Source organism: Sphingopyxis sp. J-6, assembly GCF_046603995.1.
Classification (GTDB): domain Bacteria; phylum Pseudomonadota; class Alphaproteobacteria; order Sphingomonadales; family Sphingomonadaceae; genus Sphingopyxis.
This window is the reverse complement of the sequence record NZ_CP145810.1, coordinates 2,773,078-2,796,122: the sequence shown is the minus strand read 5'-3', so window position 1 is coordinate 2,796,122 and position 23,045 is coordinate 2,773,078. Positions and strand designations below refer to the sequence as shown.

Below are 23,045 nucleotides of genomic sequence, written 5' to 3'. Positions count from 1 at the left end.
CGACCATCAAATCGATGAACAAACTTCGCGTAGAAGCAATGTATCCGACGCGCTCAGCGTCGGAAACCAGCTGTCCAGTTTGACATCCTTTTCAGGCGGCGGCTGGGTCGATCCATCCGCCTTGAAGCGTTTTATCTCCATGATCTTCTTGCGCTTGCCCACGCAATCATAGGTCACCCGTTCATAGCTCGTGGGAACGCCGAGTTTGCTCATGGACGGCGTCGGCACGGATACCTTCCACAAACTTGCGTTCGTTCCGTCGCGGACGATCGCCGGGTCGCGATAATAGCTATAGCTGCTGTCAGCAAAATAGCTTTCCCAACGGGAAGCCACTTCAGCCGGTGGTGGAGGAGACTTCGCATCCGCCGATGTCATGACGACCACTGCCGCCATGGCGGCACCCGTGATAAGATAGTTTCCTTTTGCCATCGTCGGTCTCCCTTTGCTTGCTCATCGATATTCGACCGTTGGACTGGGTGCGGTTCAAGCCGTTCGATCCTTAAAACCTTACCTCGGTACCGGCTGTCTTCCTGATGTGCGGGTGCATTGTAGATATGCTTTGCCCTCAATAGGCTCTGGCGCCGATCGTCTGGGCCTGAGACGGGGTCATCAGGCGATCGCCGAGGTAATTGCCTTTGCTGTCATAGGTGCGGACCGTGACAAGCGCCGGATCACTCGGGCGGCTGGCCGCTGCCGCCATGGCATTCGCGAATGCAGCGGCTTCGGCGCCACGCTCGGCGCGCGCGGCCTTGGCGGCATCGAGCGCAGCGAGACGCGAGCGCTGACTGTCGCAAATCATTGCATTCCGGCCACCGGTGCACAGAACGGCGAGGTCCTGCGGTTCCAGCGGAAAGCGCCGCGCATAGGTCAGAAGATAGTCTCCGCCGAGCCTGCGTGCCTTGGCGATCAGGCTCGTGCCGTCGGGTGAATAGGCAGGCGTGTCGAGATGGGCCTGGAAATCCGCGATTAGCTGGCCTCGGTCGCCTTTGCTTCGCGCGGCCTGAGCGGCTGCGTAGGCGGCGGCACCGATGTTACTGTTGCGGCGCGGCAGGTCGGCGACGGCGTCGGCGACGCTCGCATAGGTCTGGCGCGCCGGATCTTCGACTGCGGTCCATTGCCCGGTCTCGAGCCGTCCCAATACCGTCTGGCGCCCGGTGCGACCGCGGAAATTGCCGAAGAAAGCCGGTATCAGCGCTGGATCGGTGACGAGCGACACATATTCGCCGCCAGCGTAACGGTAGCGGATCCCGCGCGGCGTCCGATAAACGCTGACGCGCAAATTCCCGTCGTACAATTCCCACTGCGGATCGGGGTGGCTGGCCACGAACCCGATCCAACCATCGGGCCGCGTCTCCAACTCACCGTTCGCTGTGAGCGGACGGTAGACCCGGTTGCCATCGATCGGTTCCACTGCGGCGAGGGTCGTGAGCCGCCATTTGTCGTCACGTGCGATGACAAGGTCGCGGTCCTTGTGAAGTTCGGTGAGCGATCGGTCGAAGATGCGCACAGGGGTGATGTGGCTCAACGACGTCTGTCGGAGCACCAGCACTTCGCCGTACAATCGCAGGAGGTTGGGGCCGCTCGAGCCCCCGCCTTCGAGGCTGACATCACCGAGAACCCGAAACCTGTTGCCGTCCCACGCCCGGAAACGCTGGTGGTTGAACGGCACGGCGGCCTCGGAATGTCTGTCATTGTAACCCACGACATAGCGATGGCCCGACGCGGTCAAATAGGTTTGAGGACGGAAGAAGGTGGGGAGACCGGGGTCGGCAGGCCGAGATACTCCGGTCGTGAGGTCGATCATCAGATTGTCGTACCGCGCAGCCTTGCCATTCATCGTCAGCAGCACGGCGTAGGCGGTATTGTCATCGACGATCGCGACATGATTGTAGAGCGGGGACAAGACGACCGCTCCGGATGCGTCGGCAATCCCGAGCTTATACTGACCCATCGGGCCTTTGCCCTGCGCGCCGCGCTGCTGTTTGCGCCATTCCTCCGCGCTGTAGGCCTTGAGCTTGCGCAAATCGCGCGCTGACGACTGAACCGCGACGGCAAGATCGGCGGCGTCCAGCCTTTCAATGCAATGGGCGCCTTCTGCGACCGCGGTGCAGGTCCAGATTTCGAGACCGGCTTGGGCCTGCGCGTCTGCACCCGCGCCAAGTGCCAGCATCAGCAAAGTGGATAGTCGGGATAAAACAGGTATGCGCATCGTGTCGCCTCGGCGAGAGAAGAAAAGCGGCGCGACCCAAGACGCCGATAGCTTGAGACGTTCTGATTGTCACGTTGCCGATCAAGCGACATTCGCAGCGCGCGCGAGAAGCGCTCGACCTGTCCGCGAGATGACTTATGTAAGGGCGTTTACCCCGTCGTCGACGTTGAAGATGCGCTGACCCTGACGGAAAACATCAAAGTTTAGCCAGTAAATCTCGCTATCCCGTTGAGCGAGCTCTCCGGTTCTTCGTTGAACGTCCGCTCTCCTTGTTTGACACCCAATTGCGGACAGTCTGCAACCGGCCATACTGCGTGACTTATCAACGTCCCCCTGCGCGGTTTGGTTGGTCACCACTCTTGGAGAGGCGTTCCTTCAGCTATCCAAGCAAGCCTTTGGTCGCGCAAAGCGCCGCGTCGCACTTTGCCGGCATCGTCGCGCAGCGGGGTCTCCACCACTTCATAACTCTCGGGCCGCTTGTAGGGGGCGAGCCGCTCCGCGATGAATGCCGACAGGTTTGCGATTTCGAGCGCAGCACCGGGCTGGACTTCGAGGATCGCGTGAACGCGGTGTCCAAACTCTTCGCACGGCAGCCCGATGACGACGGCGCTCGCAACCGCAGGATGTTCGTCGATTGCCGCCTCGACCTCGGCCGGGTAGATGTTGGCGCCGCCGCGGATAATCATGTCGGTGCGCCGGTCGGCGAGGAACAGATAATCATCGACGTCGACATAGCCCATATCGCCAAGCGACATTCGTCCCACATCGTCGAGGCGGGGTGCCGCGCCGATGTAGTGAAAGCGGTCGGCGGACGCGGCGGGAAAGAATATCTCGCCGATTTCGCAGGGAGCGCAGGGTTCGCCATCGGCGCCTCGGATGGTGATCGTGTCGGGGGCGACGCGGCCGACGGAGCCCGGCTTGCGCAGCCATTCGGTTCCCGTAATCATGGTTCCAGGTGTTTCGGTCCCGGCATAGCCTTCGAGGATACGTTCGGGGCCGAGCCAGTCGATCCATGCATGTTTGAGCCATACCGGACAGGCGGCCGCCATGTGGACGATGCACTTCAGCGATGACAGGTCATAAGCCTCGCGGATCTCCTGTGCGAGCGACCAGATGCGGTGCATCATTGTCGGCACCAGGAAACACCATTCGACCCGTTCGCGCTCGACGAGTTGCAGCCATTTTTCGGGATCGAACCGCGCCATTCCGACCACGCGGCTCCCCGCGACAAGAGCGAGGTTCGAGAAGAGAAAGGGCGCGTTGTGATAGAGCGGGCCCGGATTGAGGATCGTGCCGCTGCGCGGCATGCAGACGAATTCGATCAGCTGGTCGATATTGGCGGTAAGGCTGGCGGGCCCGTGATCGACGATCAGCTTTGGCCGCCCGGTCGATCCGCCACTGGCGACGGCTTTCCAAGCCGACGCGGGAGCGCGCAAAACCGACTCATTTCCGGACGGCAATGCTGAGTCAGGGGCAATATGCTTGGCGACCATCTGTGGAAGGCCCGGCGATCCGACAACGACACGGGGCGCCGCGAGTGCAACGATTTCAGCCAGTTCATGCGCCGGGAGCCGATAGGGAAGGATACAGGGCGTGGCGCCCGCCTTCCACGCGCCGAACGTCCACTCATGATGCGTGGTGCCGTTGGCAAGGGCGATCGCGACCATATCGTCGCGGACGACGCCCGCGGCGAGCAACTGTGCCGCGCGGTCGTCGGAGCGTGCGTCAAGCTCGCGCCATGTCAGGCTGCTTTCGTCATAGCGCACGGCGTCGGCATGCGGCGTTTCCTCCGCGTGGCGCTTCAACACGGCTCCGAAGCTCTCGTCCATCATCACTAGCCGACCCAGATCGGCGGGGTATGACGCCACCATGCAACGGCATTTTCCAGTTGGTATGCGAGCGCGAGCAGGAGCGCCTCGCCGCCGGGCCGGGTTGCGAACTGGACGCCGACGGGCAATCCATTGTCGCTGAACCCCATCGGCAGGCTGATCGACGGCGAGCCGGCAAAATTATCGATCCAGCAATAGCCGGCATAGTCGAGCAGATGATCGCGTGTGTCGAGCCATGCGGTGTCGGGTCCGAAGACGCCGGTGCGGATGGTTTCGGTGCTGAAGGTGGGGGTCATCCAGATATCGATGTTGTCCAGCATCGCGAGATAGGACGCGGCGTTTCTCTCCATCAGCGCCCAGGCCGCGTCATATTGCTCGTCCGAAATCCGGTTCCCCTGTTCAACGATCGTCTGCGAGCGATATTCGAGATCATTCGGAGTGATGTTCACACCGAGAAGTTCGGCGACCGCCCCCAGGCGCCGTGAAAACCTGCCTTCGGTTATGTCGCTGAGCGCAGAGATCGCGGCGCGCGCGTCGAACGGCAGCCGACCGTCACCGACGCCGTGGCCGAGGCGGCCGAGCAGATCGATCGTGTCCGAAAAGACCCGCACGACGCTCGCGTCCGGATCCGAGCCGCTACGCATAACCCGGCTATAGGCATGGATGCGGAGCTTGCTGTCGATCGGCGCGGTTACGAGCGGCACCGGCGCGAAGGAGGCGTCAGGCGCGCGCGTCTGGGTTGCCGAGAGCCAGGCGGCGGTGTCGCGCACCGTGCGGCTAACACAGCCATCGACGTTCAGGTCGGCGATCGAGCGCATCGCCTCGTCACCGATATTGCGTCCGCGCGAGGGCTTGAGACCAACGAGGCCGCACGGCGCCGCGCCATGACGGATCGACCCGAGCCCGTCGCTGGCATGGGCGACCGGTACGACGCCGGCCGCCACGGCCGCCGCGCCGCCGCCTGACGAACCGCCGGGCGTATGGTCGAGGTTCCACGGATTGCGGGTCACGCCCACCAGCGGCGATTCGGTTACCACGTTGAGCCCGAGCTCGGGCATCGCCGTGCGGGCGATGGAGACCAGGCCTGCGCTGTTTATTGCACGGGCGTAAGGGCCATCTTCGGCGGGGATGTAGTCGCGTAGCACAACCGCGCCGAAGCTCGACCGGGTGCCCTTCTCCAGGATCGAATCCTTGATCAGGGTCGGAAGGCCAGCCAGCGGCCCCGAGCGCGGTTCGGCCGACTGCGCGCGGGCGCGGTCGAAGCAGGGCCATGTGATGAAATTGAGCTGCGAATTGACCGCCTCGGCGCGTTCGATCGCGCGTTCGACCAACGCCGCCGAAGTCGTTTGCCCGCCCTCGACCGCTTCACGCATGCTCGTCATATCGTCGGGGCGGTCGGTCGTAATGGGGGCGGTCATACTTCTTCTCCTGGAAACGGGGATCGCACGGCGCGGACCGTGGCGGCATAGGGGCGCTGGGCGAGCGACATCAGGACGGCGGCGGCAACGAGCGAAGGTATGCTGACGATCGCTATCGAATAAAGCATGCCACGCGGCCCGGTCATAAAATTCGAAATCATGCCGACTGCGAGCGGTGACGCCGCGAAGGCCAGCGCATTGGCGATGCCCAGCAGGGTCATGACGCGCGCCCGCAGAGCGGACGGCGCGAGGTCTTGGAATATCCCCGGCATAAGCGCCGAGCCCGCGACGCCCATCGCGCCCTGCAGAGCGGCGACCGTATAGGCTTGGAAGGGTGATGTGACGAAGGGCAGGAACAAGGCGGGTAACGGTGTCAGCCAGAGAAAGAAACTCGTCGCCTTGATCGGCGTTAGCCCGCCGCGCCGTCCGAACTTCAGCGCGATGCCGGGAAGGGACACGCCGATCAGCGTCGCGGCGGTGACCGCTGTACCAAGGCCGACGCCAACGGTCGCCGGGTCGATACCGAAGGCGCGCGGCAAAGCGACGGGAAACCAGATGAGCGCCGAAGTCATCGCCACCGCCATGGCAAATATCGAACCGCAGACGCAGGCGAGCGTGCGCCAATGCGCTTGCGCATAAGAGACAAAGCCCGGCGCCTTGTCCGGGGCGGCCGCTTGCGCCGCATGAACGGGCGACCCGTGCCCAGCAAGCGGCATCGTTGCAATGAGCAGGAGGAAGACCGGGCCGGGCAGAGCGATCATCACCATCGCGATGCGCCATATATCGACGCCTGCGAGCCAGTCGGGCAGACTGCCAGGCGATGCAGCCAACCATTCGAGCATCGCCCCGCCGAGCGCCATGCCGATCCCGGCGCCAAACAGCGATCCGCCATAAAAGATCAGATTGGCCGTGTTGCGCCTATGTTCGGGGAACAGGTCGGGGATCATCGCATAAATGATTGGGATCAGCCCGGCCTCTCCGATCGCTATGCCGACCGTCCCCGCGAACAGGCCGCCGAAGCCGTCCTGGAATGCGTATAGGATGGTCGATAGCGACCATATGCCGATCCCGATCGCGAGCAGCAGGCGGCGGCCGTAGCGATCGGCGAGCCAGCCCATCGGATAGCTTGCGATACAGGCGAAGACCGCCATACCGAGCCCCTGGAGCATTCCGAGCTGGAGGTCGGAGAAGCCGAACGAACTCTGGAGGCCGGGCGCGATCAGGTTGAGCATCTGGCGGACGACGAGGCCATAGAAATTGGCCGTCAAGAGAACGGCGAGACCATACCAGGCCAGCGCCCCAACCCCATCCGAGGCTGGCCGGGCGGCGGACTCGGCCGCCGCGCGCCGGATCGCTGGCGGAGAAGGCCTTTCTGCGGTCAGGCCCGTCCTGCTCGTCATGTCCCTTCTCCCGCGGTTGTCATGCAGCGATCTATACCGATCATCAGTGCGGCACAACAAATAAGTTGACCTTATTGTAAAATGATGTGATGAGTCGGGCATCAGAGGCTGGGCATTTCTGAAAAATCACGATTGGTGCGCAGGTCTCGAGCGGTCGTTTGGGCAGGAGTAACGCGATGCAATTTTCCGTCCGCGCTTCGGTCGAGCAATTCACGCTCGCTCATCCTTATCGCGAGGGACTGCTCCAGATCAGCGTTGCGGTCCCAGCGGTCGAGACGCCCGATGCGCCTATGCCGGTGCTCTATGTCGTCGACGGCGACATCCTGTTCGGCATGGCGGCTGAGATTGGTCGGGCGGTCTCCACGGTGGAGGAGTTTCCTGCGCACTATGTCGTCGGGATCGGTTATGATGCGGCGTTCGCCGATTTCATGAGGCTTCGCACGGCGGATCTCGCACCGCCGATCGGAGCCGAGGCGCTCGACGATCTTGGGGCGTTCGGCACGGCGATCGGCGGCGAAAGCAGCGGTGGTGCCGACACATTCCTGGCCTTCCTGATAGAGACGCTGCGGCCCGAGATCGCAGCGCGCTATCCGCTGACGGTCGGCGGCGCGCCGATCCTTTTCGGTCATTCGCTCGGGGGCCTTTTTGCCGCCAATGCCCTGTTGACCCAGCCCGACAGCTTTGCGTCTTTCATTATCAGCAGTCCGTCGCTCTGGTGGGACGGCTTTTCAATCCTTCAGAGACTTCCTGCATTCAAGAAGCGGCTCGCTGCGCTGCCGCAGCAGCCGCGCGTGTTCGTCGATGTCGGGGCCAAAGAGCAGGACCCGCCGACGAGCGTGCCCGACGGGATGGGCCTGACGCTGGAGGAAGCGCAGGCGCAGGTGCGTGCCGCGCGCATGGTCGACGGCGCAAAGGATTTCGCTGGCGCGCTGCGCGATTCCGGCGTCTCGAACCTGCGCCATGTCGCCTTTGCCGAGGACGATCACGTCTCGGTCGCGCCGGCCGCTATCCTTCACGGCATGCGATTTGCGCTGGGCCGCGGGGCGTGAAGCAAATCCAAAACAGGCCAACTGGGAGAAACGATATGCGACGTTCGAACGGGATATTTGCCGGCACCGCTCTGGTCGCCGTCATCGCAACACCATCGGCGACTTGGGCACAGGACGCCGACCCGGCCGCGCCCGACGAGATCGTCGTGACCGCGCAAAAGCGCGAGCAGCGGCTGATCGACGTTCCGTCCGCGGTCACGGCCGTGAGCGGAGATGCGCTGACGCAGCGCAACCTCACTCGAATCGAACAGTTCGCGGCCTTCACGCCGGGGATCTCGTTCAGCGAGGGTTTGGCCGGCCCGCAGCTTACCGTTCGCGGGCTCAACGCGAGTGGCCAAGGCGCCACGACCGCGATCCTCGTCGACGATGTGCCGCTCACCTCCTCATCATCGTACCAGCAAAGCACGACGCCCAATTTCGACACCTATGACCTCGAACGGATCGAGGTGCTGCGCGGCCCACAGGGAACGCTATATGGCGCCTCGGCGCTCGGGGGGCTGGTGAAATATGTGACGAAGGCGCCCAATCTATCCCGTGTCGAGGGATCGGCGCAGCTGGAACTCAATCACGTTGACGACGGTGAAACGGGAGGAAGCGTCCGCGCGGCGCTCAACCTGCCGGTTATTCAGGACAGCGTGGCGATCCGCATCTCGGGGCTCTACGAGCGTCTTCCGGGCTATATCGACAATCCGCTGGGCAATAAGCGAAACGTCAACAGGGGTGAACGCTATGGCGTCCGCGGCGCCCTCTTGTGGCAGGCCACGCCTGACTTCAGTGTCCGGCTGAGCGGCATCTGGCAGCGCGACGATCGCGATGCGCCCGTCAGCATCGACGTGGTCGGCGCCGCGCTGACGCCTGCTGCGCCGCCGGCCCATGCCACCTCGATCGCCAATGGGGGCGAACTGCAACGCAATCTTCGCCTGGGCGAACCGATAAACCGCAAGTCGCAAGTGTATAGTGCGACCCTGAGCTATGATGCCGGCTTCGCGTCGATCACGAGCATCACCAGCCTGGCCAAGATGAATTTTCAGCGCCGGAAGGTCCTAACCCATTATAATGCGGCGCCGGGTGTGACCTTCGGCGACGTGCTTGGCGGGGCTTATGGGCAACCGGTCGATATCCGGAGCAACGATTTCACCACGGTACGCCGCATCAACCAGGAGATCCGCCTCGCGTCAGCGCCGGACTCCGGACCGATCGATTATCTCGTCGGCCTTTTCTATACCCATGAAAAGAGCTCGATCACCCAGTTCTTCGACGTGACCAGCGTGACAACGCCGCCGGAGATTCTGACGCTTCCGGTGCCAGGCGGCGGCTTGTTTGTCCCCGCCCGATATCGTGAGGTCGCCGGCTTCGCGCAGCTGACTTGGCATGTGCTACCCACTGTCGAGGTCACGGGCGGCGCCCGATATTCGCGCAACCGGCAACGATCGCAAACGACGCGCTTCGCGGGCTTCGTTTCGCAATCCTTCGTCGATGTCACCGATCCGGCGTCGAAAACCAAAGAAGGAAAAGTCACGTGGTCCGGCGCGATCAGCTGGCACCCGGCCGAGCGGGTGACGCTCTATGCGCGGGTGGCGACGGGGTATCGGCCGGGTGGTCCCAACCTCGTGCCGGCGGCGCCGCCGCCGGGGTACCGGACCAGCTACGGCGCCGACACGACCGTGAATTACGAACTGGGCGCGAAAGGCGAATTGTTCGATCGCCGCCTGAGCTTCGACATCTCGGTATTTACCGTTGACTGGACGAATATCCAGATCCCGACGTCGGTGGTCGATCCCGATACGGGCGTCCCCAACAATTTCACTGACAATGGCGGCAAGGCGCGCAGCCGCGGTGTCGAATATGCGCTGCGGCTGGCGGCATCGCGGCAGCTGTCGTTCTTCGTCAACGGCGCCTACACCGATACCAATCTGCGGGCAGCCGTCCCGAGCATTGGCGGCCTTCGGGGCGATCGCCTGCCCTATGTGCCCACCTTCACGAACACGGCGGGCTTCGACTATCGCGTGCCGCTCGGCGGAAACGCGACGATGTTCGTGGGGGCGGACTGGACCTATGTCGGATCGCGCAATTCGGACTTTGTCGTCGGCGGGCTCGCGGCGCCGCAGACCGGCCATCAACGGCTTCCGAGCTACAGCACGGTGAACCTGCAAGGCGGGGTCGAGCTCGGCCAGCACCGGCTCGACCTTTATGTCACGAACGTCGGGAATGCACGCGGGCTCTATTATTACCTCAGCGGCGATGGGGCGGGGGGAACGGGCAATGCTATCGTCCAGCAGCCGCGGACCTTCGGTGTTCGATTCAGTTCGAACTTCTGACGACAGGCTTGTCCGAAGGACGGGGCGCCCCCGCTCCGTTCCATCGTCAGGGTTGAATTTTCCTATGGCTCCGTGGAAACCCCGCTCATGAACGAGGCCGATATCGTTACCGACATTTCCCGCGTGCCGAACCTTGTACGGAAACCGCGGCGCAGCCAAGCCGACCGCAGCGCGGCAACCCGCGCCAAGGTGATCGCGGCGGCGCGCGATGTCTTATGCGCGCAAGGCTATTCTGGGGCGACGATGCACGCGATCCGCGACGCCGCCGGCATGAGCCTCGGCGCGATCCAGCATCAATTCCCGACCAAGGCGAAGCTCATGGCAGCTGTCGCGGCCGAATTCTCGGCCTATCGGGTTCGCGTCTATCGCGAAGCCATTCGGCGCGGACGCACGCCGCGGGAGTCGATGGAAAATCTGATCGACGCGAATTTCGAGATGATCAGCCGACCCGAGATGGCGGCGGTTCTCGAAATTCATCTCGCGCGCCGCAATGATCCGGACCTCGATCGCGAGGTGGGGCCCAGCACCCGCCGCTTCGACAGGCGCGTCCGTTTGTGGGCCTACTCCATCCTGCACGCAGCGGGAATTGCCGAAAATGAGAATAATCTGAGCGTGCAGCTGCTCAACAACGCTGTCACCCGCGGGCTGACCGTGGAACACATCCGGAATCCGGATGCTGCGTTCATCGAGCGCGCAGTGCGGATCTGGAAGAATCAAATGCTCGATCTGATTTTCGGTGCGGGAGAATGACTTCGGCGGAATGACCTACGGAAGTCATGCGTTCCATACCAAGGACGATTGGCGGCCGCGTCGTCAATATGAATTGTCGCGACGTCTTCGTCGCAGCCGTTGTTCGCATCTGTTGACTGTTAACGTCCGCAGTCGGTCGCACGCCGCTCATCGGCAAGCAAATTTTCGCGAACGTCTGATTCCTGAGGTCTACGCCCGAAAGCGGCCTGGCCGCTATCGGCCAGGTTGGGCTGAAGAGCGGCTCCAATAGCAGCGCGGCTGTGATGTCAGCCGTTCCCGCCTCTCTTCGCCTGTACCTGAAAGCGGCCGAGCGCTGGCAGGCTTCCCCATGAACTTCCTTCCGGCCTGACGGTAACCGTACGCATCGAGCCAATCCCCGGAGAATGCGACAGCGCGCCCGAACTAACTAAGAATTTAACGATTCCAGTCGATACGGGGTGGCGTGCCAGAGTTGGCTCAGGACCGCTCTTTGCAAGGCAAGACTATGAGCGAAAGCAGCAAATATCTTTTGGGTGGCGTGGGTCTTCTCGCCGCGCAGGGTTTGTTCGTAGCCTTGTTTGGCTGGCCGACAAGAATTCAATACCCCATGGCTCAGTCGATCGGGCTGTTTGTGATTGCATTATCCTGTATCGGCTACGGGCTCTTCCTCCGCCTGACCGAGGGCGATCAATAGGGAGCCGATATCGCGAGGACACGGTCGACGGCTCCAGCACTCGCTGCTTGGCGTGGCGCTAAATATTTACAAGATTTGCGGGTAGGCGATACCAAATAGAGCTTCTAGAAGCGCAGCCGATTGAAGGACCCTTGCTTATAGGTGACGTCGTCGCTCACCTACTTTTGCCTTCTGAAAACTATGGCCTCGAGGCGTCCTGCAAATACTCTCATTCGAGACGCTCGGTGATGCGCATCGCTAGTTCCGCCTCGTCATCCTGTTTGATGCCGATCTGAAGGTCTCTACCACCCGGCTCGTCATAACTGGCAATCCGAACCTCAAATCCGTATGCGCGTAACCGCGACAGAGCGGAGGAAATGTCGCTATCGGAATCGGCTTGCTCAATCAGCTCGTCCAACCCCATCTCCTCTGCCTCCCGGATGGAAAAGCGGCGAAAGGCGATATTGCAGTATCCATAGTCCGGCCGACGAGAACGATGTTCGCGCAAGCTTGCGAGTAAATGATCGGGCCGGAGGGCTTGAACCGCAAATGCCTTAAACTCGTCCCAATCCGCAGCGGAGTTTCGTGGCCCAGCGACTTGGGATATGCGTTCGCCGACATCTTCCCGAGGAGCTCTCTTCCTCCCGAAATGAAAGGGCGGCACGGTCATAGAGTTGCCTGTGCGACAAGGACCGGGCCGTCAGCCATGATATTGAGATCGTCCACAATGTCGGCCGGCAAGCCGATAAGTATTTCTTTGGAGATTGGGTAGCATGAGTATGTCCCGCGTTACGATTGTCTCCCTCGCTATCACGAAGTTCTCACGAACTTGTAAATCGCTGCGGCCTCCGCAGCGCGATAGGTAAAGGGCAGCTCTCTCGCTGCGCGATCCAAAAGCGGACAGTCGGCAACCGGCCAAGCGGCGCCGCGAGAAGCGCAGTTCGTTCGATGACGGCGAAATGCCGTCGCGCTCATCGTCCGCTGTAAGGCTCATCTCTTTTCGGGTTCGCGCGCCGATCAGCACCCGGGGCATGTTTCCTCGTTCCTGAACTGTTAGAAAGACGAGGTAGGGAAGCAGGAAACCCGCGCCTCCGAAAAAGGCGATGAGCGCGAGGAGCAGGGCGATCGCACTGAATCCATTCCGCCAAGCCGTCCAAAGCGCAGAGAGGACGAGAAAGCAGAGAAAATCGAGGTTGAACTGCCCGGGCCATCCCAGCTTCGCCACGTCTCCGAAAAAGATCGGTAACAATCCAAGGCCGTGGCGGGAAATAACTACAGCGGTGTAGGCGGCCAGCGCCAGCCAAAGGATGATCAAAAAACTACGAAACGACCCCATGGACGACAATCTGCCAGGAGAATGCTGCGGCTGCAATCGCGGCTTTGAGTCCGCGACTGGATCATGCCAAATTTCTACTTTCATGCGACGATGGCTTACGCGCCGCTGCGCAACGCAGGTCTTGCCATCGGCAAGATGGATTTCATGCCGCACATGGCCCGTCACCAAGTCGCGCCCGAATACGACCGTCGAGCAGGCTCCGGCCTGTGACCGCGGGCTACCCCGTTATAGCGGCGATTGCCCGTTCGAGCTCGGCAATCCTGAAAGGTTTGCGAAGAACTGGCCGGCCATCAAATTCAGCCGCCATGATCGTCGCATCTCCGCTCGTCGCTATGAAAGCCTTCCCGGCATCGCTCAACGCGGCAGCGACCGCCTCGCTCGTTTTGCCATCGGCAAGGTGAACATCCAATATTGCGAGGTCGAAATCTCGCTTCGCGACGAGATCCAGCGCCTCCGCGACGGTCGCTGCGGCCGCCACGATCTCGTGTTCAAGCACGTCGAGATACCCCTCGAGCATCATCGCCACCAGCGGATCGTCTTCAACAAGAAGCACCCTTATCATCATCCGTCCCTCATAGATCCGAAATCTGTAGCGCCAGTGTCTTCGATCACACGTCCCGTGCCCCTACCTTTCGTCGCGCTCAAAGTTCCACGCCAAGATGCTGGGCCACGGAGAATATGTCCTTGTCCCCGCGTCCGCACATGTTGACGATGATGATACTATCTTTCGGCATCGCCGGCGCGATCCTGACAACCGCGGCGACGGCGTGACTGGGCTCAAGCGCCGGGATGATACCCTCTGTGCTGCAAAGTAGCTGAAAGGCGTCCAGCGCTTCGGCGTCGGTCGCGGAGGTATAGTCCACCCGTCCGATGTCCTTGAGCCATGCATGCTCGGGGCCGATGCCGGGATAATCGAGGCCAGCGCTGATCGAATGGCCTTCGACGATCTGCCCGTCGTCATCCTGCAGCAGATAGGTCTTGTTGCCGTGAAGAATGCCGGGACGCCCGCCGGCCAGTGACGCGGCGTGCGCCTCGTCGAGGCCATGCCCGGCCGCCTCGACGCCGAGCATCTTCACCATCGGGTCGTCGAGGAACGGGTGAAAGAGACCGATCGCATTCGATCCGCCGCCGATCGCGGCGACCAGGAGATCGGGCAGGCGGCCGGTACGGGCCAGCATCTGCGCCCGCGCTTCCCTGCCGATCACGCTCTGGAAATCGCGCACAAGCTCCGGATAGGGGTGGGGACCGGCTGCGGTGCCGATGATGTAGAAGGTGTCCTCGACATGGGCGACCCAGTCGCGCAGCGCCTCGTTCATCGCGTCCTTGAGGGTCGCGGCGCCGGCCGTGACGGGCACGACTTCGGCGCCCAGCAGCTTCATGCGGAAGACATTGGGCGCCTGGCGCGCGATATCGGCGGCGCCCATATAGACGACGCAGGGCAGGCCAAAGCGCGCGCAGACGGTTGCAGTAGCCACCCCGTGCTGGCCCGCGCCCGTTTCCGCGATGATGCGGGTCTTGCCCATCCGGATCGCCAGCAGGATCTGGCCGACGCAATTGTTGACCTTGTGGGCGCCGGTGTGATTGAGTTCGTCGCGCTTGAACCAGATCTGAGCGCCGCCGAGCGCGGACGTCAAGCGCGGCGCGAAGTATAGCGGACTGGGACGGCCGACATAATGTTCGAGCAGGTCGTCGAACTCGGCCTGGAAGGCCGGGTCGCGCTTTGCGGCTCGATATTCGCGCTCCAGATCGAGGATGAGGGGCATGAGCGTTTCGGGGACGAAGCGGCCCCCGAATTTCCCGAAATGACCCGCTTCATCCGGCTGCCCACGCAAGCTGTTCGGAACATGACCAAGATCGTCGGATGGTTGTGGAGACCGCGTCATGTCGGTGCAATCCCGGCAGGAGACCCGCGCGAGGCGGCGCCGCACAGAATTCTGGCGAGCGCCTCATGGGGGCGGGTAACGCTCGCGAGACCGGTCCGGATTCTCGACCGGCGCATCAATAGCCCATCAGTGCGAGCACTTCCTTGCGGCTCCGCTGGTCGTCGAGGAAGCAGCCGAGGAGCCGGCTCGTGATCATGCCGACGCCGGGCGTGCGCACGCCGCGCCCGGTCATGCAGCCATGCTGGGCGTCGATCACCACGGCGACGCCGTGCGGACGGAGATTGTCCCAGATGCATCTGGCGACCTCGGCGGTCAGCCGCTCCTGCACCTGCAGCCGGCGCGCATAGCCGTTCAGCACGCGCGCGAGCTTGGAGATGCCGACGACGCGGTCGCGGGGGAGGTAGGCGATCGACGCCTTTCCGGTGATCGGCGCCATATGATGCTCGCAATGCGACTGGAACGGGATGTCGCGCAGCAAGACGATCTCGTCATAGCCGCCGACCTCTTCGAAGGTGCGCGAGAGATGCACCGCCGGATCCTCGTCATACCCCTGGCAATAATCCTTCCAGGCACGCGCGACGCGCTTCGGTGTGTCGAGCAGGCCTTCGCGATGAGGATCTTCGCCGACCCAGCGCAGCAGCGTCTCCACCGAAGCGAGAACCTCGGGGGGTATCGCGCCGTCAACGGTGGGGCTGGAAGGGGGCACGTGAAGCATGGTCTGGCCTCCTGACGGCGAAGGGTTGGCGTTCCGGGAGGGGAGGAGAGGGAGGTGGACCGCCGGATCGGCGCATGCCCGAGCGCAGCATGGCGTCGCAACATGTCCCTTGGGGCAGATCGCCGGTTCGAAGCCCGTTTCGCGCACGGACCTCGGGTGAGCCCCGGAACGCAGAAATGCCCTCCGCTAGCTTGACGAGGCGTGGCGCGGTGCGCGGCGGCTGGTGAATAGGGCGGTACGGAAATGCGGGGGCGGCGGTGGCCCCGCCGCCCCCGGCCTGTCAGAAGGCCATCGCCGGCATCGGCGCAGCCTTCTCCTCCTTCGGCAGTTCGGCGACGAGCGCCTCGGTGGTGATCAGCAGCGACGCGACCGACGCGGCATCCTGCAGCGCGGTGCGAACGACCTTGGCGGGATCGATCACGCCGGCCTTGACGAGGTCCTGATACTCGCATCCAGTCTGCCCCTTGGTGCAGCTTGGCGGCGCGGGACAAGTCGGAGACATGGGGTCAACATCGCGCGGCACGGTCGCCGCAAGGCGTCCTGTCCGCGGAGATTGCAATGAATGACGAAGGGCCTCTGCTAACGGCCAGAATCGGCGACCGTTACGAAGAAGCGGATCCCGCCGGATTGCCAACAGGTCACCCCGCCGGGCCGGTCGACCGCATCGGCGTGCTTCTCGTAAACCTCGGCACGCCCGACGCGCCGACCAGCAGTGCGGTGCGGCGCTATCTCGCGGAATTTCTTTCCGACCGGCGCGTTGTCGAACTGCCCTCGCTGGTCTGGCAGCCGATCCTGCGCGGGATCGTCCTTGCCGTTCGGCCGCGAAAGTCCGCGCGTGCCTACCGCGAAATCTGGACGTCAGAGGGCTCGCCGCTCGCGGCGATCACCCGCCGCCAGGCAAGGGCGCTTCAGGCTTCGCTGGGAGGTGATGCGGTGGTCGCGCATGCGATGCGCTATGGCAGCGGCTCGATCTCGGACGGCATCGACGCGCTTCTTGCGGCAGGATGTCGCCGCATTCTCGTTGCGCCTCTTTATCCTCAATATTGCACCGCGACGACCGCAAGCGTTGGTGATGCGGTCCAGGCGCATATGGCGCGCCTGCGCTGGCAGCCGGCGCTGCGCATCCTTCCTCCTTATTATGATGACGATCGCCATGTCGAGGCGCTGGCGTCGTCGCTCGGACGTGCGATCGGCGGCCTCGCCTTTGTACCCGACACGATCGTCGCGAGCTTCCACGGCATGCCCGAGCGCACTCTGCATCTTGGCGATCCCTATCACTGCATGTGCCTCAAGACCGCGCGTCGGTTGGGCGAGGTCTTGGGGAAGAGTGTCGTTCCGAGCTTTCAGTCGCGCTTCGGCAAGGCCAAGTGGCTGACACCGGCAACCGACATGACGCTCGAAACGCTCGGGCGAGAAGGCCGGTCGGTGGTCGTGATCGCGCCGGGGTTCGCTGCAGATTGCCTCGAGACCCTTGAGGAAATCGCCATCCGCGGCCGCGAGCAGTTCCTTGCCGCCGGCGGACGCCATTTCGCTTATGTGCCCTGTCTGAATGACAGCGATGTCGGGATGGATATGCTCGCCGCGCTGATAAGGAGCGAACTTTCCGGTTGGCTTTGAGGGCTTTTGATTATCGGGGCCGCGCTGCGCCAACAAGTGTCGCGCGGCCCCGATACCGTGTCAGGCGGGAAGCAGCACGCCGTCGATGACGTGGATCACGCCGTTCGACTGAAGAACGTCGGCGGGGCCGATCTTCGCCGTGCCACCCTTGGCGTCGCTCACATACCAGCTGCCATCCTTCTCCCAGACGGTGAGCTTGGCACCCTGCACCGTGGTAAGCATGGCCTTGCCGCCATTGGCTTTGGCCTGCGCGGCAATATCGGTCGCGGTCAGGCGGCCCGGCACGACATGATAGGTAAGGATGCCCGTCAGCATCGCCTTGTTCTCGGGCTTGAGCAGCGTGTCGACGGTGCCGGCGGGAAGCTTGGCAAAGGCAGCGTTGGTGGGCGCAAAGACCGTGAACGGGCCTGCCCCCGAAAGGGTCTCGGCGAGGCCGGCGGCCTTGACCGCCGTGACGAGTGTCGTGTGGTCCTTCGAATTGGCGGCATTTTCGACGATGGTGTTGGTCTCGTACATCGCGGCGCCGCCGACCATCGGGTTCTTGGCGGCCGCGATGCCGCCCGCGAGCGCAAGCGCTGCTGCGGCGAGCGAAAGAGAGATACGGGAAATAGCCATTGGTCATTCCTTTTCGAATGTTCGTCCCGGGGGGATAGGACAGGTACGGAATTAGGCGCGCCGCTCCGCCTCGGCGACCTGTCCTTTGGGGCGGGTTATCCGGCCCGCACTCGGTGGCCCATCGCCGCTAGCGATAACGGCAGTTCTCCCTCCGATCGGCTGCAGGCAAATAGGCGGCAGGCTGGCGATCGACGCAGCCGGGCAAGAAGGGGGCATCCATGCCGTTTGAGGGATCGTTCGAAGACCGGCTGGCGCTTCGCGACCTGCTCGATGCCTACGCCGACGCGGTCAACCGTGCCGACAGCGAAGCCTGGGCGGCGACCTGGGACGAAGGCGGCCGATGGTCGCTTCCCGGGTTCGGGATCTTCGAGGGCAAGGCGAAGATCGTCGACACCTGGCGCGCGGCGATGCGCGCCTTTCCCGACATCGTCTTTCGCGCTTGGCCGGGTTCGATCGAGGTCCATGGCGAGACCGCGGCCATGCGGTCCTACACCGAGGAAATCTTCCTGCGCGACGGCGCCCTTCACCGGACCCTTGGCATCTATGACGACGTCTGCCGCCAAATTGATGGTCGGTGGCTGTTTACAGAGCGGCGGTTTCGACCGTTGCCTCAGCTTTCAGCAAGCGAGGTGCAGGCATGAAGATCCTGATCCAGGCGGTCATCGATATCGATCCCGAGACGCGCGGAGAGGCGCTGGCGGGTGCGCGCGGCTGGATCGAAGGCGCGCTCGCCCAGCCGGGCTGTCTCGCTTACGCCTGGACCCTCGATCCGCATGTGGCGACGCGCATCCACGTGTTCGAGGAATGGGACGGCGAAGCTGCGCTCGCAGCGCATCTCGCCGGGCCGCAATACAGGGGAATGCTGGGGCATATAGGCGCATTTGGCGTGCGCGCGTCGTCGAGCCGCAAATTCGCGGTGTCGCGCGAAGGCCATGTTTACAACAGCCACGGCGTGGCAAGCGCCGCCTTCGACTAGCTTGGTGGGCCTGCTCGCTAGCTGCGCAGGGCTTCCCAAGCAGCGAGGGCCCGCGCCCTCGCCGCCTCATGACCGATCAGCGGCGCGGGATAGGCGGGCACCCGCGCATCCTGACCATGGGCGGCGGTGATCTCGGCGTCCGACAGATGCGAAAGCTCCGGAACATAAGTGCGGACATAATCGCCCATCGCGAACCGCTCGCTCTGGAGCAGCGGCGACATGATGCGCGAGAAGACCGGCGCGTCGACGCCGGTGCCCGCGACATATTGCCAGTTCATTGCATTCGACCCGAGATCGGCGTCGAGCAGCGTATCCCAGAACCAGCGCTCACCGCGGCGCCAGTCGATCAGCAGATGTTTGACGAGGAAGGAGGCGGTGACCATCCGCACGCGGTTGTGCATCCAGCCCGTGCGCCAGAGCTCGCGCATGCCCGCGTCGACCACCGGGTAGCCGGTCCTTCCCCGGGTCCAGGCGGCGAAGTCCCGGTCGGCTCCGGGGCCGCTCCGCCAGCCGAAATCATCGAAGGTGGGGCGCCCGTTCCGATCGCCATAATCGGGCATCTGGTCGACGAGATTGATGCCATGTTCGCGCCAGCCAAGCTCCGACCGAAAGGTCTCGGCGCCCGCATCGTCGCGCTCGCCGAGCGCATGCCAGATCGACCGGGGGCTGATCTCGCCGAAATGAAGATGCGGCGACAGCCGCGATGTCGCGGGGAGCGAAGGAAAGTCGCGGCGGGCCTTGTAGTCGCCGGCAAGCGGCAGCCAGTCGCGCAGCGCGCGCCAGGCACCTTTCTCGCCCGGGTGCCAGTCGTCAAATCCCGAGGCCCAGTCGGGGCTGGTCGGGGTCAGACCCCAATCGGCGAGATTGTCCGACGTCGGCCAGACGTCGGGAGCCGGAATATGGTCGGGCGCGGCATAGGGAAGGGCGGGCGGCATGCGTCCCAGGAGCGCGCGATACCATGGCGTGAAGACGCGGTAGCGCGCGCCTTGCGCATTGATGATACTCTCGGGCGGCGCAAGATAATTGCCGTCATGGAGCCGCAGCGCAAGCCTGGCGTCCAGCGCGTTTTCGCAGCGCCGCCACCAGGGCTCGTAGCAGCGGGTCGCGTGAACCCTTGTGCTCCCGGCTTCCGCCGCGACGCGTTCGACTATTTCGGCGGCAGGGCCGCGGCGCAGGACGAGCCGGCTGCCGCGTTTGCGAAGGCTCGCATCGTGCGCGGCGAGGCTGTGATGGAGCCACCAGCGCTGCGCGCCGCCGATCGCGCGCGTTTCGGGGCTCTCGTCGTCCAATATGTAGAGCGGAATGACCGGACCTTCGGCGATCGCCGCGAGAAGCGCCGGATGGTCGGTGGTGCGGAGGTCCTGACGGAGCCACAAGATGGCGGGCGGCATGGCGGCGGTTCCCTTTTTGGTGGGCTATGGTGCGGGCGAGCGCGGGGTTCCTCATCTGGCAGGCTCCGACCTCCGCAAAAGATGACCTTTCGGGAAGTTCAAGCCATACAGAACCGCATTGGCGGGCGTGTATATGCGGGGATTGGGCGGTGCGACGTGGCGTCGCACCGCCCAGCGATGAGCAATCACCGCCCCCCGCCGCGGCCAGGCGTGGGTCGCAAGGCGCTGGCCGCCGGCAGAATCGGAACGTCCGTGCGATCAACTGGAGGAGGCATCTCCTGCCGCTTCATTGGGCCCGGAGACTATCCGGTCGCGAGCGCCCGGATCGCGGGCTGCCGCAGTTCTGATGCCGAAGTCGCCGAGAATGAGGCTCGCCGTCGCCTTCGCGCTCGCGACGACCCCCGGAATACCAGCGCCGGGATGCGTGCCCGCGCCGGTAAAATAGAGGTTCTCGATGCGCGCGTCGCGGTTGTGCCCACGAAAATAGGCGCTCTGCAGCAGTGTTGGCGTCAGGCTGAAGGCGCTCCCGAGATGCGCGGCGAGATCCCGCTCGAAGTCCGGCGGCGCATATTGGATTTGCGTGACGATCCGCTCGCCAAGGTCAGGAATCAATCGCCGTTCGATCTCGGCGATCATGCGCTTTGCCAATTTCGGCCCTTCGACCTTCCAGTCGAGCGGGGCGTGGCCGCGATGGGGAACCGGGGCGAGCGCGTAGAAGCTACTATGACCTGCGGGCGCGACGCCCGGATCACTTGCGCTCGGGTGATGAAGGTAGAGCGAGAAATCCTCGGCGAGCGTGCCGTTCCGGTAGATGTCGTCGAGAAGCCCGCGATAGCGCGGACCGAACAATATCATATGGTGGGGTATATCGGGGAAGGCGCCTCGAACTCCCAGGTGGAGGACGAAGAGGCTAGGCGACCAGCTCTTGCGCGCGAGGCGCTTCGCCTCTCCCTTGCCGCGCGGATGCGCGAGCAAGTCGCGGTAGCTGTGCATGAGATCGGCGTTCGAGACGACAAGATCTGCGCGTGCGGTAAACCCGCTCCGCGTCACGACGCCGGTTACGCGGTCGCCTTCGGTTTCGATGCGAGCTACGGGATCGCCGAGCCTCAGCGTGCCGCCGAGGCGCGCGAACAGCGCGGCCATGCCGGCGACGAGCTGGTTGGTGCCGCCGCGCGCATACCAGACACCGCCATCCTGCTCGAGCTTGTGGATGAGCGCATAGATGCTGCTAGTCGCCATCGGGTTGCCGCCAACGAGCAGGGTATGGAAGGAAAGCGCCTCGCGCAGCTTCTCGCTACGCACATAGCTCGCGACGGTGTTATAGACCGAACGCCAGGCACGGTGCCGCAGGAGCGCGGGCGCCGCCTTCAGCATCGAGCGAAAATCGAGAAAGGGGACCGCCCCGAGCTTCACATAGCCTTCCTCGTAAACCGAGGCGGCATAGCCGAGGAACCGCTCATATCCCGCCACATCGGCGGGATCGAGCGCGGCGATCTGACGGGCGAGCGCCCCCTTGTCATTGCCATAATCGAAGGTCGATCCGTCGGGCCAGCTCAGCCGGTAAAAGGGCGAGACCGGGACAAGGTCGACATCGCGCTCGAGCCGCTGGCCGCTCAGCTCCCAGAGCTCGGCGAGGCAGGCCGGGTCGGTGATCACCGTCGGCCCGGCATCGAAGGTGAAACCATCCTTCTCGAAGACATAGGCGCGGCCGCCCGGCCGGTCGCGCGCTTCGACGAGCAGCGTATCGAGGCCCGCCGACTGGAGACGGATGGCCAGCGCGAGGCCGCCGATGCCGGCTCCGATTACGATCGCGCGGGTCATCGCGTCGCCTCTGCCGCAATCGCCGCGCCGAGAACATGGCCCGACAGCCACGCATATTCTACAAAGCCGTGATAGAGCCAGTCTCCGCAAGCGCCGAGGCCTATGGCAGGATTCCAGAGCAGCTTCAGATCCTGTCCCGAGGGCTGCGAGAATAGCCAGCGATGGGCGGCGATATGGCTCGGGGCGGGCAGGTCGCGGCCCGCGACCTTTCCCAGCTCGGCGAGAAGCTCTGGCGCCACGCTCGCGCTGTCGGAGGCGAGGTGCGTCTGCGACCAGGTCCAGTCGGCTTGCACGACCCACCGCTCGCCCGGCGCGCGGCCGGGCTTCGCGCTGTCGCGCGCGGCGGTCACGAGGGCACCCGAGCCGCGGAGGAAATCGGGGAGCTCCTCGATCCGCTCCTCAAAGGCGAACATCGCGGTCCAGCATGGGTTATAGCGCGCCGCCATTGCGGCGCGCGCCATCTCGAAATCATGCAGCGACAGAAGCGGAGCCGCCTGTTCTGCCGGAATGGCGATTACTGCCGCATCATATTTGCCGAGCCGTTTTGCCTCGCTGTGGAGCGTCCATCCGGCACGCGATTTGGTCAGGGCTGTGACCGGTCGCGACAGGCGGACATCGAGATTGTCCGCGAGAGCTTTGAGCGGCGTGGTCATGGTCGGCGTGCCAACCCAGCTGTCCGCGCCGGCGGCCGGCCAACGCGCGGCGACGCCTGCCTTCTCCCACGCTGCTACGAGCCTGGTAAAGCCTTCCGAGCGTGCCGTGAAATGCGTGGCGCCATGATCGAATGCGACCTCCGGATTGCCCGGGTTGGCGCGGCGGGTCGCGAGGCGGCCGCCGATGCCGCGGGATTTGTCGAACAGCGTGGCTTCCAGACCGGCGTCGCGCAGCCGCCGCGCGCACGCGAGCCCCGCAATGCCGGCTCCGATGATCGCGACCCGCATCAGACCATGGCCTCGCGGTCACCGAAGTGGCACGGACAATGTCCGGCCTCCGCCTGCAGGGATGTCCGCGCTGTCGACGTGCGAGGCGTCATGCGTGATTTTTTCCGGTTCGTCGCAATTGTCAT

Annotated in this window: 22 protein-coding genes and 1 pseudogene; 8 read left to right on the top strand and 15 right to left on the bottom strand. The window is 63.9% G+C overall.

All coding sequences use genetic code 11. The features are described 5' to 3' along the window. Positions 1 to 6 precede the first annotated feature (6 nt). The 5 genes from V6U71_RS13585 to V6U71_RS13565 all read right to left on the bottom strand — a co-directional run bounded on the left by V6U71_RS13585 (position 7) and on the right by V6U71_RS13565 (position 6,724). A complete protein-coding gene (locus tag V6U71_RS13585; RefSeq protein WP_411338950.1) occupies positions 7 to 429 on the bottom strand; it encodes a hypothetical protein in 423 nt (140 codons plus the stop codon). 136 nt (positions 430 to 565) lie between these two features. Further along, entirely contained in the window at positions 566 to 2,170 is a 1,605-nt protein-coding gene (locus V6U71_RS13580) for a hypothetical protein (RefSeq protein ID WP_411338949.1), read from the bottom strand. Positions 2,171 to 2,559: 389 nt separating this feature from the next. After that, positions 2,560 to 4,080 carry an AMP-binding protein gene (locus V6U71_RS13575; protein ID WP_411338948.1) on the bottom strand — a complete coding sequence of 507 codons (1,521 nt, stop codon included), beginning with the start codon at positions 4,078 to 4,080 and terminating at the stop codon, positions 2,560 to 2,562. Then, positions 4,044 to 5,456 (bottom strand): amidase, encoded by a 1,413-nt coding sequence (locus V6U71_RS13570; RefSeq protein ID WP_411338947.1) that lies wholly within the window; start codon positions 5,454 to 5,456, stop codon positions 4,044 to 4,046. Before V6U71_RS13570 ends, V6U71_RS13575 begins: the two co-directional genes overlap by 37 nt. Continuing rightward, positions 5,453 to 6,724: an MFS transporter gene (locus V6U71_RS13565; RefSeq protein ID WP_411338946.1), complete on the bottom strand. Its 1,272-nt coding sequence runs from the start codon at positions 6,722 to 6,724 to the stop codon at positions 5,453 to 5,455. Before V6U71_RS13565 ends, V6U71_RS13570 begins: the two co-directional genes overlap by 4 nt. Before the next feature lie 308 nt (positions 6,725 to 7,032). Here V6U71_RS13565 and V6U71_RS13560 point away from each other — a divergent pair, with 308 nt between their 5' ends. The 4 genes from V6U71_RS13560 to V6U71_RS13545 all read left to right on the top strand — a co-directional run bounded on the left by V6U71_RS13560 (position 7,033) and on the right by V6U71_RS13545 (position 11,646). Beyond that, positions 7,033 to 7,905 carry an alpha/beta hydrolase gene (locus tag V6U71_RS13560; protein WP_411338945.1) on the top strand — a complete coding sequence of 291 codons (873 nt, stop codon included), beginning with the start codon at positions 7,033 to 7,035 and terminating at the stop codon, positions 7,903 to 7,905. A 35-nt stretch (positions 7,906 to 7,940) separates the two neighbouring features. Continuing rightward, positions 7,941 to 10,223, top strand: a complete 2,283-nt coding sequence (locus tag V6U71_RS13555; protein WP_411338944.1) for a TonB-dependent receptor — start codon at positions 7,941 to 7,943, stop codon at positions 10,221 to 10,223. 87 nt (positions 10,224 to 10,310) lie between these two features. Further along, positions 10,311 to 10,973: a TetR/AcrR family transcriptional regulator gene (locus V6U71_RS13550; RefSeq protein ID WP_411338943.1), complete on the top strand. Its 663-nt coding sequence runs from the start codon at positions 10,311 to 10,313 to the stop codon at positions 10,971 to 10,973. A gap of 484 nt (positions 10,974 to 11,457) precedes the next feature. Next, positions 11,458 to 11,646, top strand: coding sequence for a hypothetical protein (locus tag V6U71_RS13545; protein WP_411338942.1), 189 nt, complete (start codon positions 11,458 to 11,460; stop codon positions 11,644 to 11,646). A gap of 208 nt (positions 11,647 to 11,854) precedes the next feature. On the opposite strand, the gene V6U71_RS13540 is transcribed toward V6U71_RS13545, so the two are convergent. Further along, on the bottom strand, positions 11,855 to 12,295 hold the full coding sequence (locus V6U71_RS13540; RefSeq protein ID WP_411338941.1) for a hypothetical protein: 441 nt from the start codon (positions 12,293 to 12,295) through the stop codon (positions 11,855 to 11,857). Between the two features lie 30 nt (positions 12,296 to 12,325). Continuing rightward, complete coding sequence (locus tag V6U71_RS13535; RefSeq protein ID WP_411338940.1) at positions 12,326 to 12,961, bottom strand: hypothetical protein; 636 nt, start codon at positions 12,959 to 12,961, stop codon at positions 12,326 to 12,328. Positions 12,962 to 13,024: 63 nt separating this feature from the next. Between V6U71_RS13535 and V6U71_RS13530 the strand changes: the two genes are divergently transcribed. Further along, positions 13,025 to 13,171, top strand: a complete 147-nt coding sequence (locus V6U71_RS13530; protein ID WP_082545156.1) for a DUF1993 family protein — start codon at positions 13,025 to 13,027, stop codon at positions 13,169 to 13,171. Positions 13,172 to 13,178: 7 nt separating this feature from the next. On the opposite strand, the gene V6U71_RS13525 is transcribed toward V6U71_RS13530, so the two are convergent. The 4 genes and pseudogenes from V6U71_RS13525 to groEL form a co-directional block, all read right to left on the bottom strand. Next, positions 13,179 to 13,526, bottom strand: coding sequence for a response regulator (locus V6U71_RS13525; protein WP_083435721.1), 348 nt, complete (start codon positions 13,524 to 13,526; stop codon positions 13,179 to 13,181). A gap of 76 nt (positions 13,527 to 13,602) precedes the next feature. Next, a complete protein-coding gene (gene trpB, locus V6U71_RS13520; RefSeq protein ID WP_411338939.1) occupies positions 13,603 to 14,844 on the bottom strand; it encodes a tryptophan synthase subunit beta in 1,242 nt (413 codons plus the stop codon). 115 nt (positions 14,845 to 14,959) lie between these two features. Next, on the bottom strand, positions 14,960 to 15,559 hold the full coding sequence (folE, locus tag V6U71_RS13515; protein WP_136172900.1) for a GTP cyclohydrolase I FolE: 600 nt from the start codon (positions 15,557 to 15,559) through the stop codon (positions 14,960 to 14,962). Positions 15,560 to 15,839: 280 nt separating this feature from the next. Further along, a pseudogene (groEL, locus tag V6U71_RS13510) lies at positions 15,840 to 16,004 on the bottom strand (chaperonin GroEL); the annotation flags it as partial. A 113-nt stretch (positions 16,005 to 16,117) separates the two neighbouring features. Here groEL and hemH point away from each other — a divergent pair. Then, positions 16,118 to 17,176: a ferrochelatase gene (hemH, locus tag V6U71_RS13505; protein WP_411338938.1), complete on the top strand. Its 1,059-nt coding sequence runs from the start codon at positions 16,118 to 16,120 to the stop codon at positions 17,174 to 17,176. Positions 17,177 to 17,236: 60 nt separating this feature from the next. Here hemH and V6U71_RS13500 read toward each other — a convergent pair whose 3' ends face one another. Further along, the gene (locus V6U71_RS13500; protein WP_171013724.1) at positions 17,237 to 17,791 is read right to left on the bottom strand and encodes a fasciclin domain-containing protein; all 555 of its coding nucleotides are present in this window, start codon (positions 17,789 to 17,791) and stop codon (positions 17,237 to 17,239) included. A gap of 218 nt (positions 17,792 to 18,009) precedes the next feature. On the opposite strand from V6U71_RS13500, the gene V6U71_RS13495 reads away from it, so the two are divergent. Together V6U71_RS13495 and V6U71_RS13490 are read left to right on the top strand one after the other, a co-directional pair. Next, the gene (locus tag V6U71_RS13495) at positions 18,010 to 18,432 is read left to right on the top strand and encodes a nuclear transport factor 2 family protein (RefSeq protein WP_187140834.1); all 423 of its coding nucleotides are present in this window, start codon (positions 18,010 to 18,012) and stop codon (positions 18,430 to 18,432) included. After that, positions 18,429 to 18,767: a putative quinol monooxygenase gene (locus V6U71_RS13490; RefSeq protein ID WP_411338937.1), complete on the top strand. Its 339-nt coding sequence runs from the start codon at positions 18,429 to 18,431 to the stop codon at positions 18,765 to 18,767. The genes V6U71_RS13495 and V6U71_RS13490 overlap by 4 nt, the downstream gene beginning before the upstream one ends. A gap of 17 nt (positions 18,768 to 18,784) precedes the next feature. Here V6U71_RS13490 and V6U71_RS13485 read toward each other — a convergent pair whose 3' ends face one another. The 3 genes from V6U71_RS13485 to V6U71_RS13475 form a co-directional block, all read right to left on the bottom strand. Further along, a complete protein-coding gene (locus V6U71_RS13485) occupies positions 18,785 to 20,158 on the bottom strand; it encodes a cryptochrome/photolyase family protein (RefSeq protein WP_411338936.1) in 1,374 nt (457 codons plus the stop codon). 258 nt (positions 20,159 to 20,416) lie between these two features. Further along, positions 20,417 to 21,979: a phytoene desaturase gene (locus V6U71_RS13480; protein ID WP_411338935.1), complete on the bottom strand. Its 1,563-nt coding sequence runs from the start codon at positions 21,977 to 21,979 to the stop codon at positions 20,417 to 20,419. Then, positions 21,976 to 22,920, bottom strand: coding sequence for an NAD(P)/FAD-dependent oxidoreductase (locus tag V6U71_RS13475; protein ID WP_411338934.1), 945 nt, complete (start codon positions 22,918 to 22,920; stop codon positions 21,976 to 21,978). Before V6U71_RS13475 ends, V6U71_RS13480 begins: the two co-directional genes overlap by 4 nt. Between the last annotated feature and the right edge of the window lie 125 nt (positions 22,921 to 23,045).

Excerpts from the sequence above, each read along its gene's own strand:
- V6U71_RS13540 (WP_411338941.1), bottom strand. The coding sequence starts at position 12,295 with ATGACCGTGCCGCCCTTTCATTTCGGGAGGAAGAGAGCTCCTCGGGAA.
- V6U71_RS13550 (WP_411338943.1), top strand. The coding sequence starts at position 10,311 with ATGAACGAGGCCGATATCGTTACCGACATTTCCCGCGTGCCGAACCTT.
- V6U71_RS13475 (WP_411338934.1), bottom strand. The coding sequence starts at position 22,920 with ATGCGGGTCGCGATCATCGGAGCCGGCATTGCGGGGCTCGCGTGCGCG.
- V6U71_RS13545 (WP_411338942.1), top strand. The coding sequence starts at position 11,458 with ATGAGCGAAAGCAGCAAATATCTTTTGGGTGGCGTGGGTCTTCTCGCC.
- V6U71_RS13480 (WP_411338935.1), bottom strand. The coding sequence starts at position 21,979 with ATGACCCGCGCGATCGTAATCGGAGCCGGCATCGGCGGCCTCGCGCTG.
- V6U71_RS13490 (WP_411338937.1), top strand. The coding sequence starts at position 18,429 with ATGAAGATCCTGATCCAGGCGGTCATCGATATCGATCCCGAGACGCGC.
- hemH (WP_411338938.1), top strand. The coding sequence starts at position 16,118 with ATGAATGACGAAGGGCCTCTGCTAACGGCCAGAATCGGCGACCGTTAC.
- V6U71_RS13575 (WP_411338948.1), bottom strand. The coding sequence starts at position 4,080 with ATGGTGGCGTCATACCCCGCCGATCTGGGTCGGCTAGTGATGATGGAC.
- V6U71_RS13500 (WP_171013724.1), bottom strand. The coding sequence starts at position 17,791 with ATGGCTATTTCCCGTATCTCTCTTTCGCTCGCCGCAGCAGCGCTTGCG.
- folE (WP_136172900.1), bottom strand. The coding sequence starts at position 15,559 with ATGCTTCACGTGCCCCCTTCCAGCCCCACCGTTGACGGCGCGATACCC.
- V6U71_RS13560 (WP_411338945.1), top strand. The coding sequence starts at position 7,033 with ATGCAATTTTCCGTCCGCGCTTCGGTCGAGCAATTCACGCTCGCTCAT.
- V6U71_RS13530 (WP_082545156.1), top strand. The coding sequence starts at position 13,025 with ATGCCAAATTTCTACTTTCATGCGACGATGGCTTACGCGCCGCTGCGC.
- V6U71_RS13570 (WP_411338947.1), bottom strand. The coding sequence starts at position 5,456 with ATGACCGCCCCCATTACGACCGACCGCCCCGACGATATGACGAGCATG.
- V6U71_RS13525 (WP_083435721.1), bottom strand. The coding sequence starts at position 13,526 with ATGATGATAAGGGTGCTTCTTGTTGAAGACGATCCGCTGGTGGCGATG.
- trpB (WP_411338939.1), bottom strand. The coding sequence starts at position 14,844 with ATGACGCGGTCTCCACAACCATCCGACGATCTTGGTCATGTTCCGAAC.
- V6U71_RS13485 (WP_411338936.1), bottom strand. The coding sequence starts at position 20,158 with ATGCCGCCCGCCATCTTGTGGCTCCGTCAGGACCTCCGCACCACCGAC.
- V6U71_RS13555 (WP_411338944.1), top strand. The coding sequence starts at position 7,941 with ATGCGACGTTCGAACGGGATATTTGCCGGCACCGCTCTGGTCGCCGTC.
- V6U71_RS13580 (WP_411338949.1), bottom strand. The coding sequence starts at position 2,170 with ATGCTGGCACTTGGCGCGGGTGCAGACGCGCAGGCCCAAGCCGGTCTC.
- V6U71_RS13495 (WP_187140834.1), top strand. The coding sequence starts at position 18,010 with ATGCCGTTTGAGGGATCGTTCGAAGACCGGCTGGCGCTTCGCGACCTG.
- V6U71_RS13585 (WP_411338950.1), bottom strand. The coding sequence starts at position 429 with ATGGCAAAAGGAAACTATCTTATCACGGGTGCCGCCATGGCGGCAGTG.
- V6U71_RS13535 (WP_411338940.1), bottom strand. The coding sequence starts at position 12,961 with ATGGGGTCGTTTCGTAGTTTTTTGATCATCCTTTGGCTGGCGCTGGCC.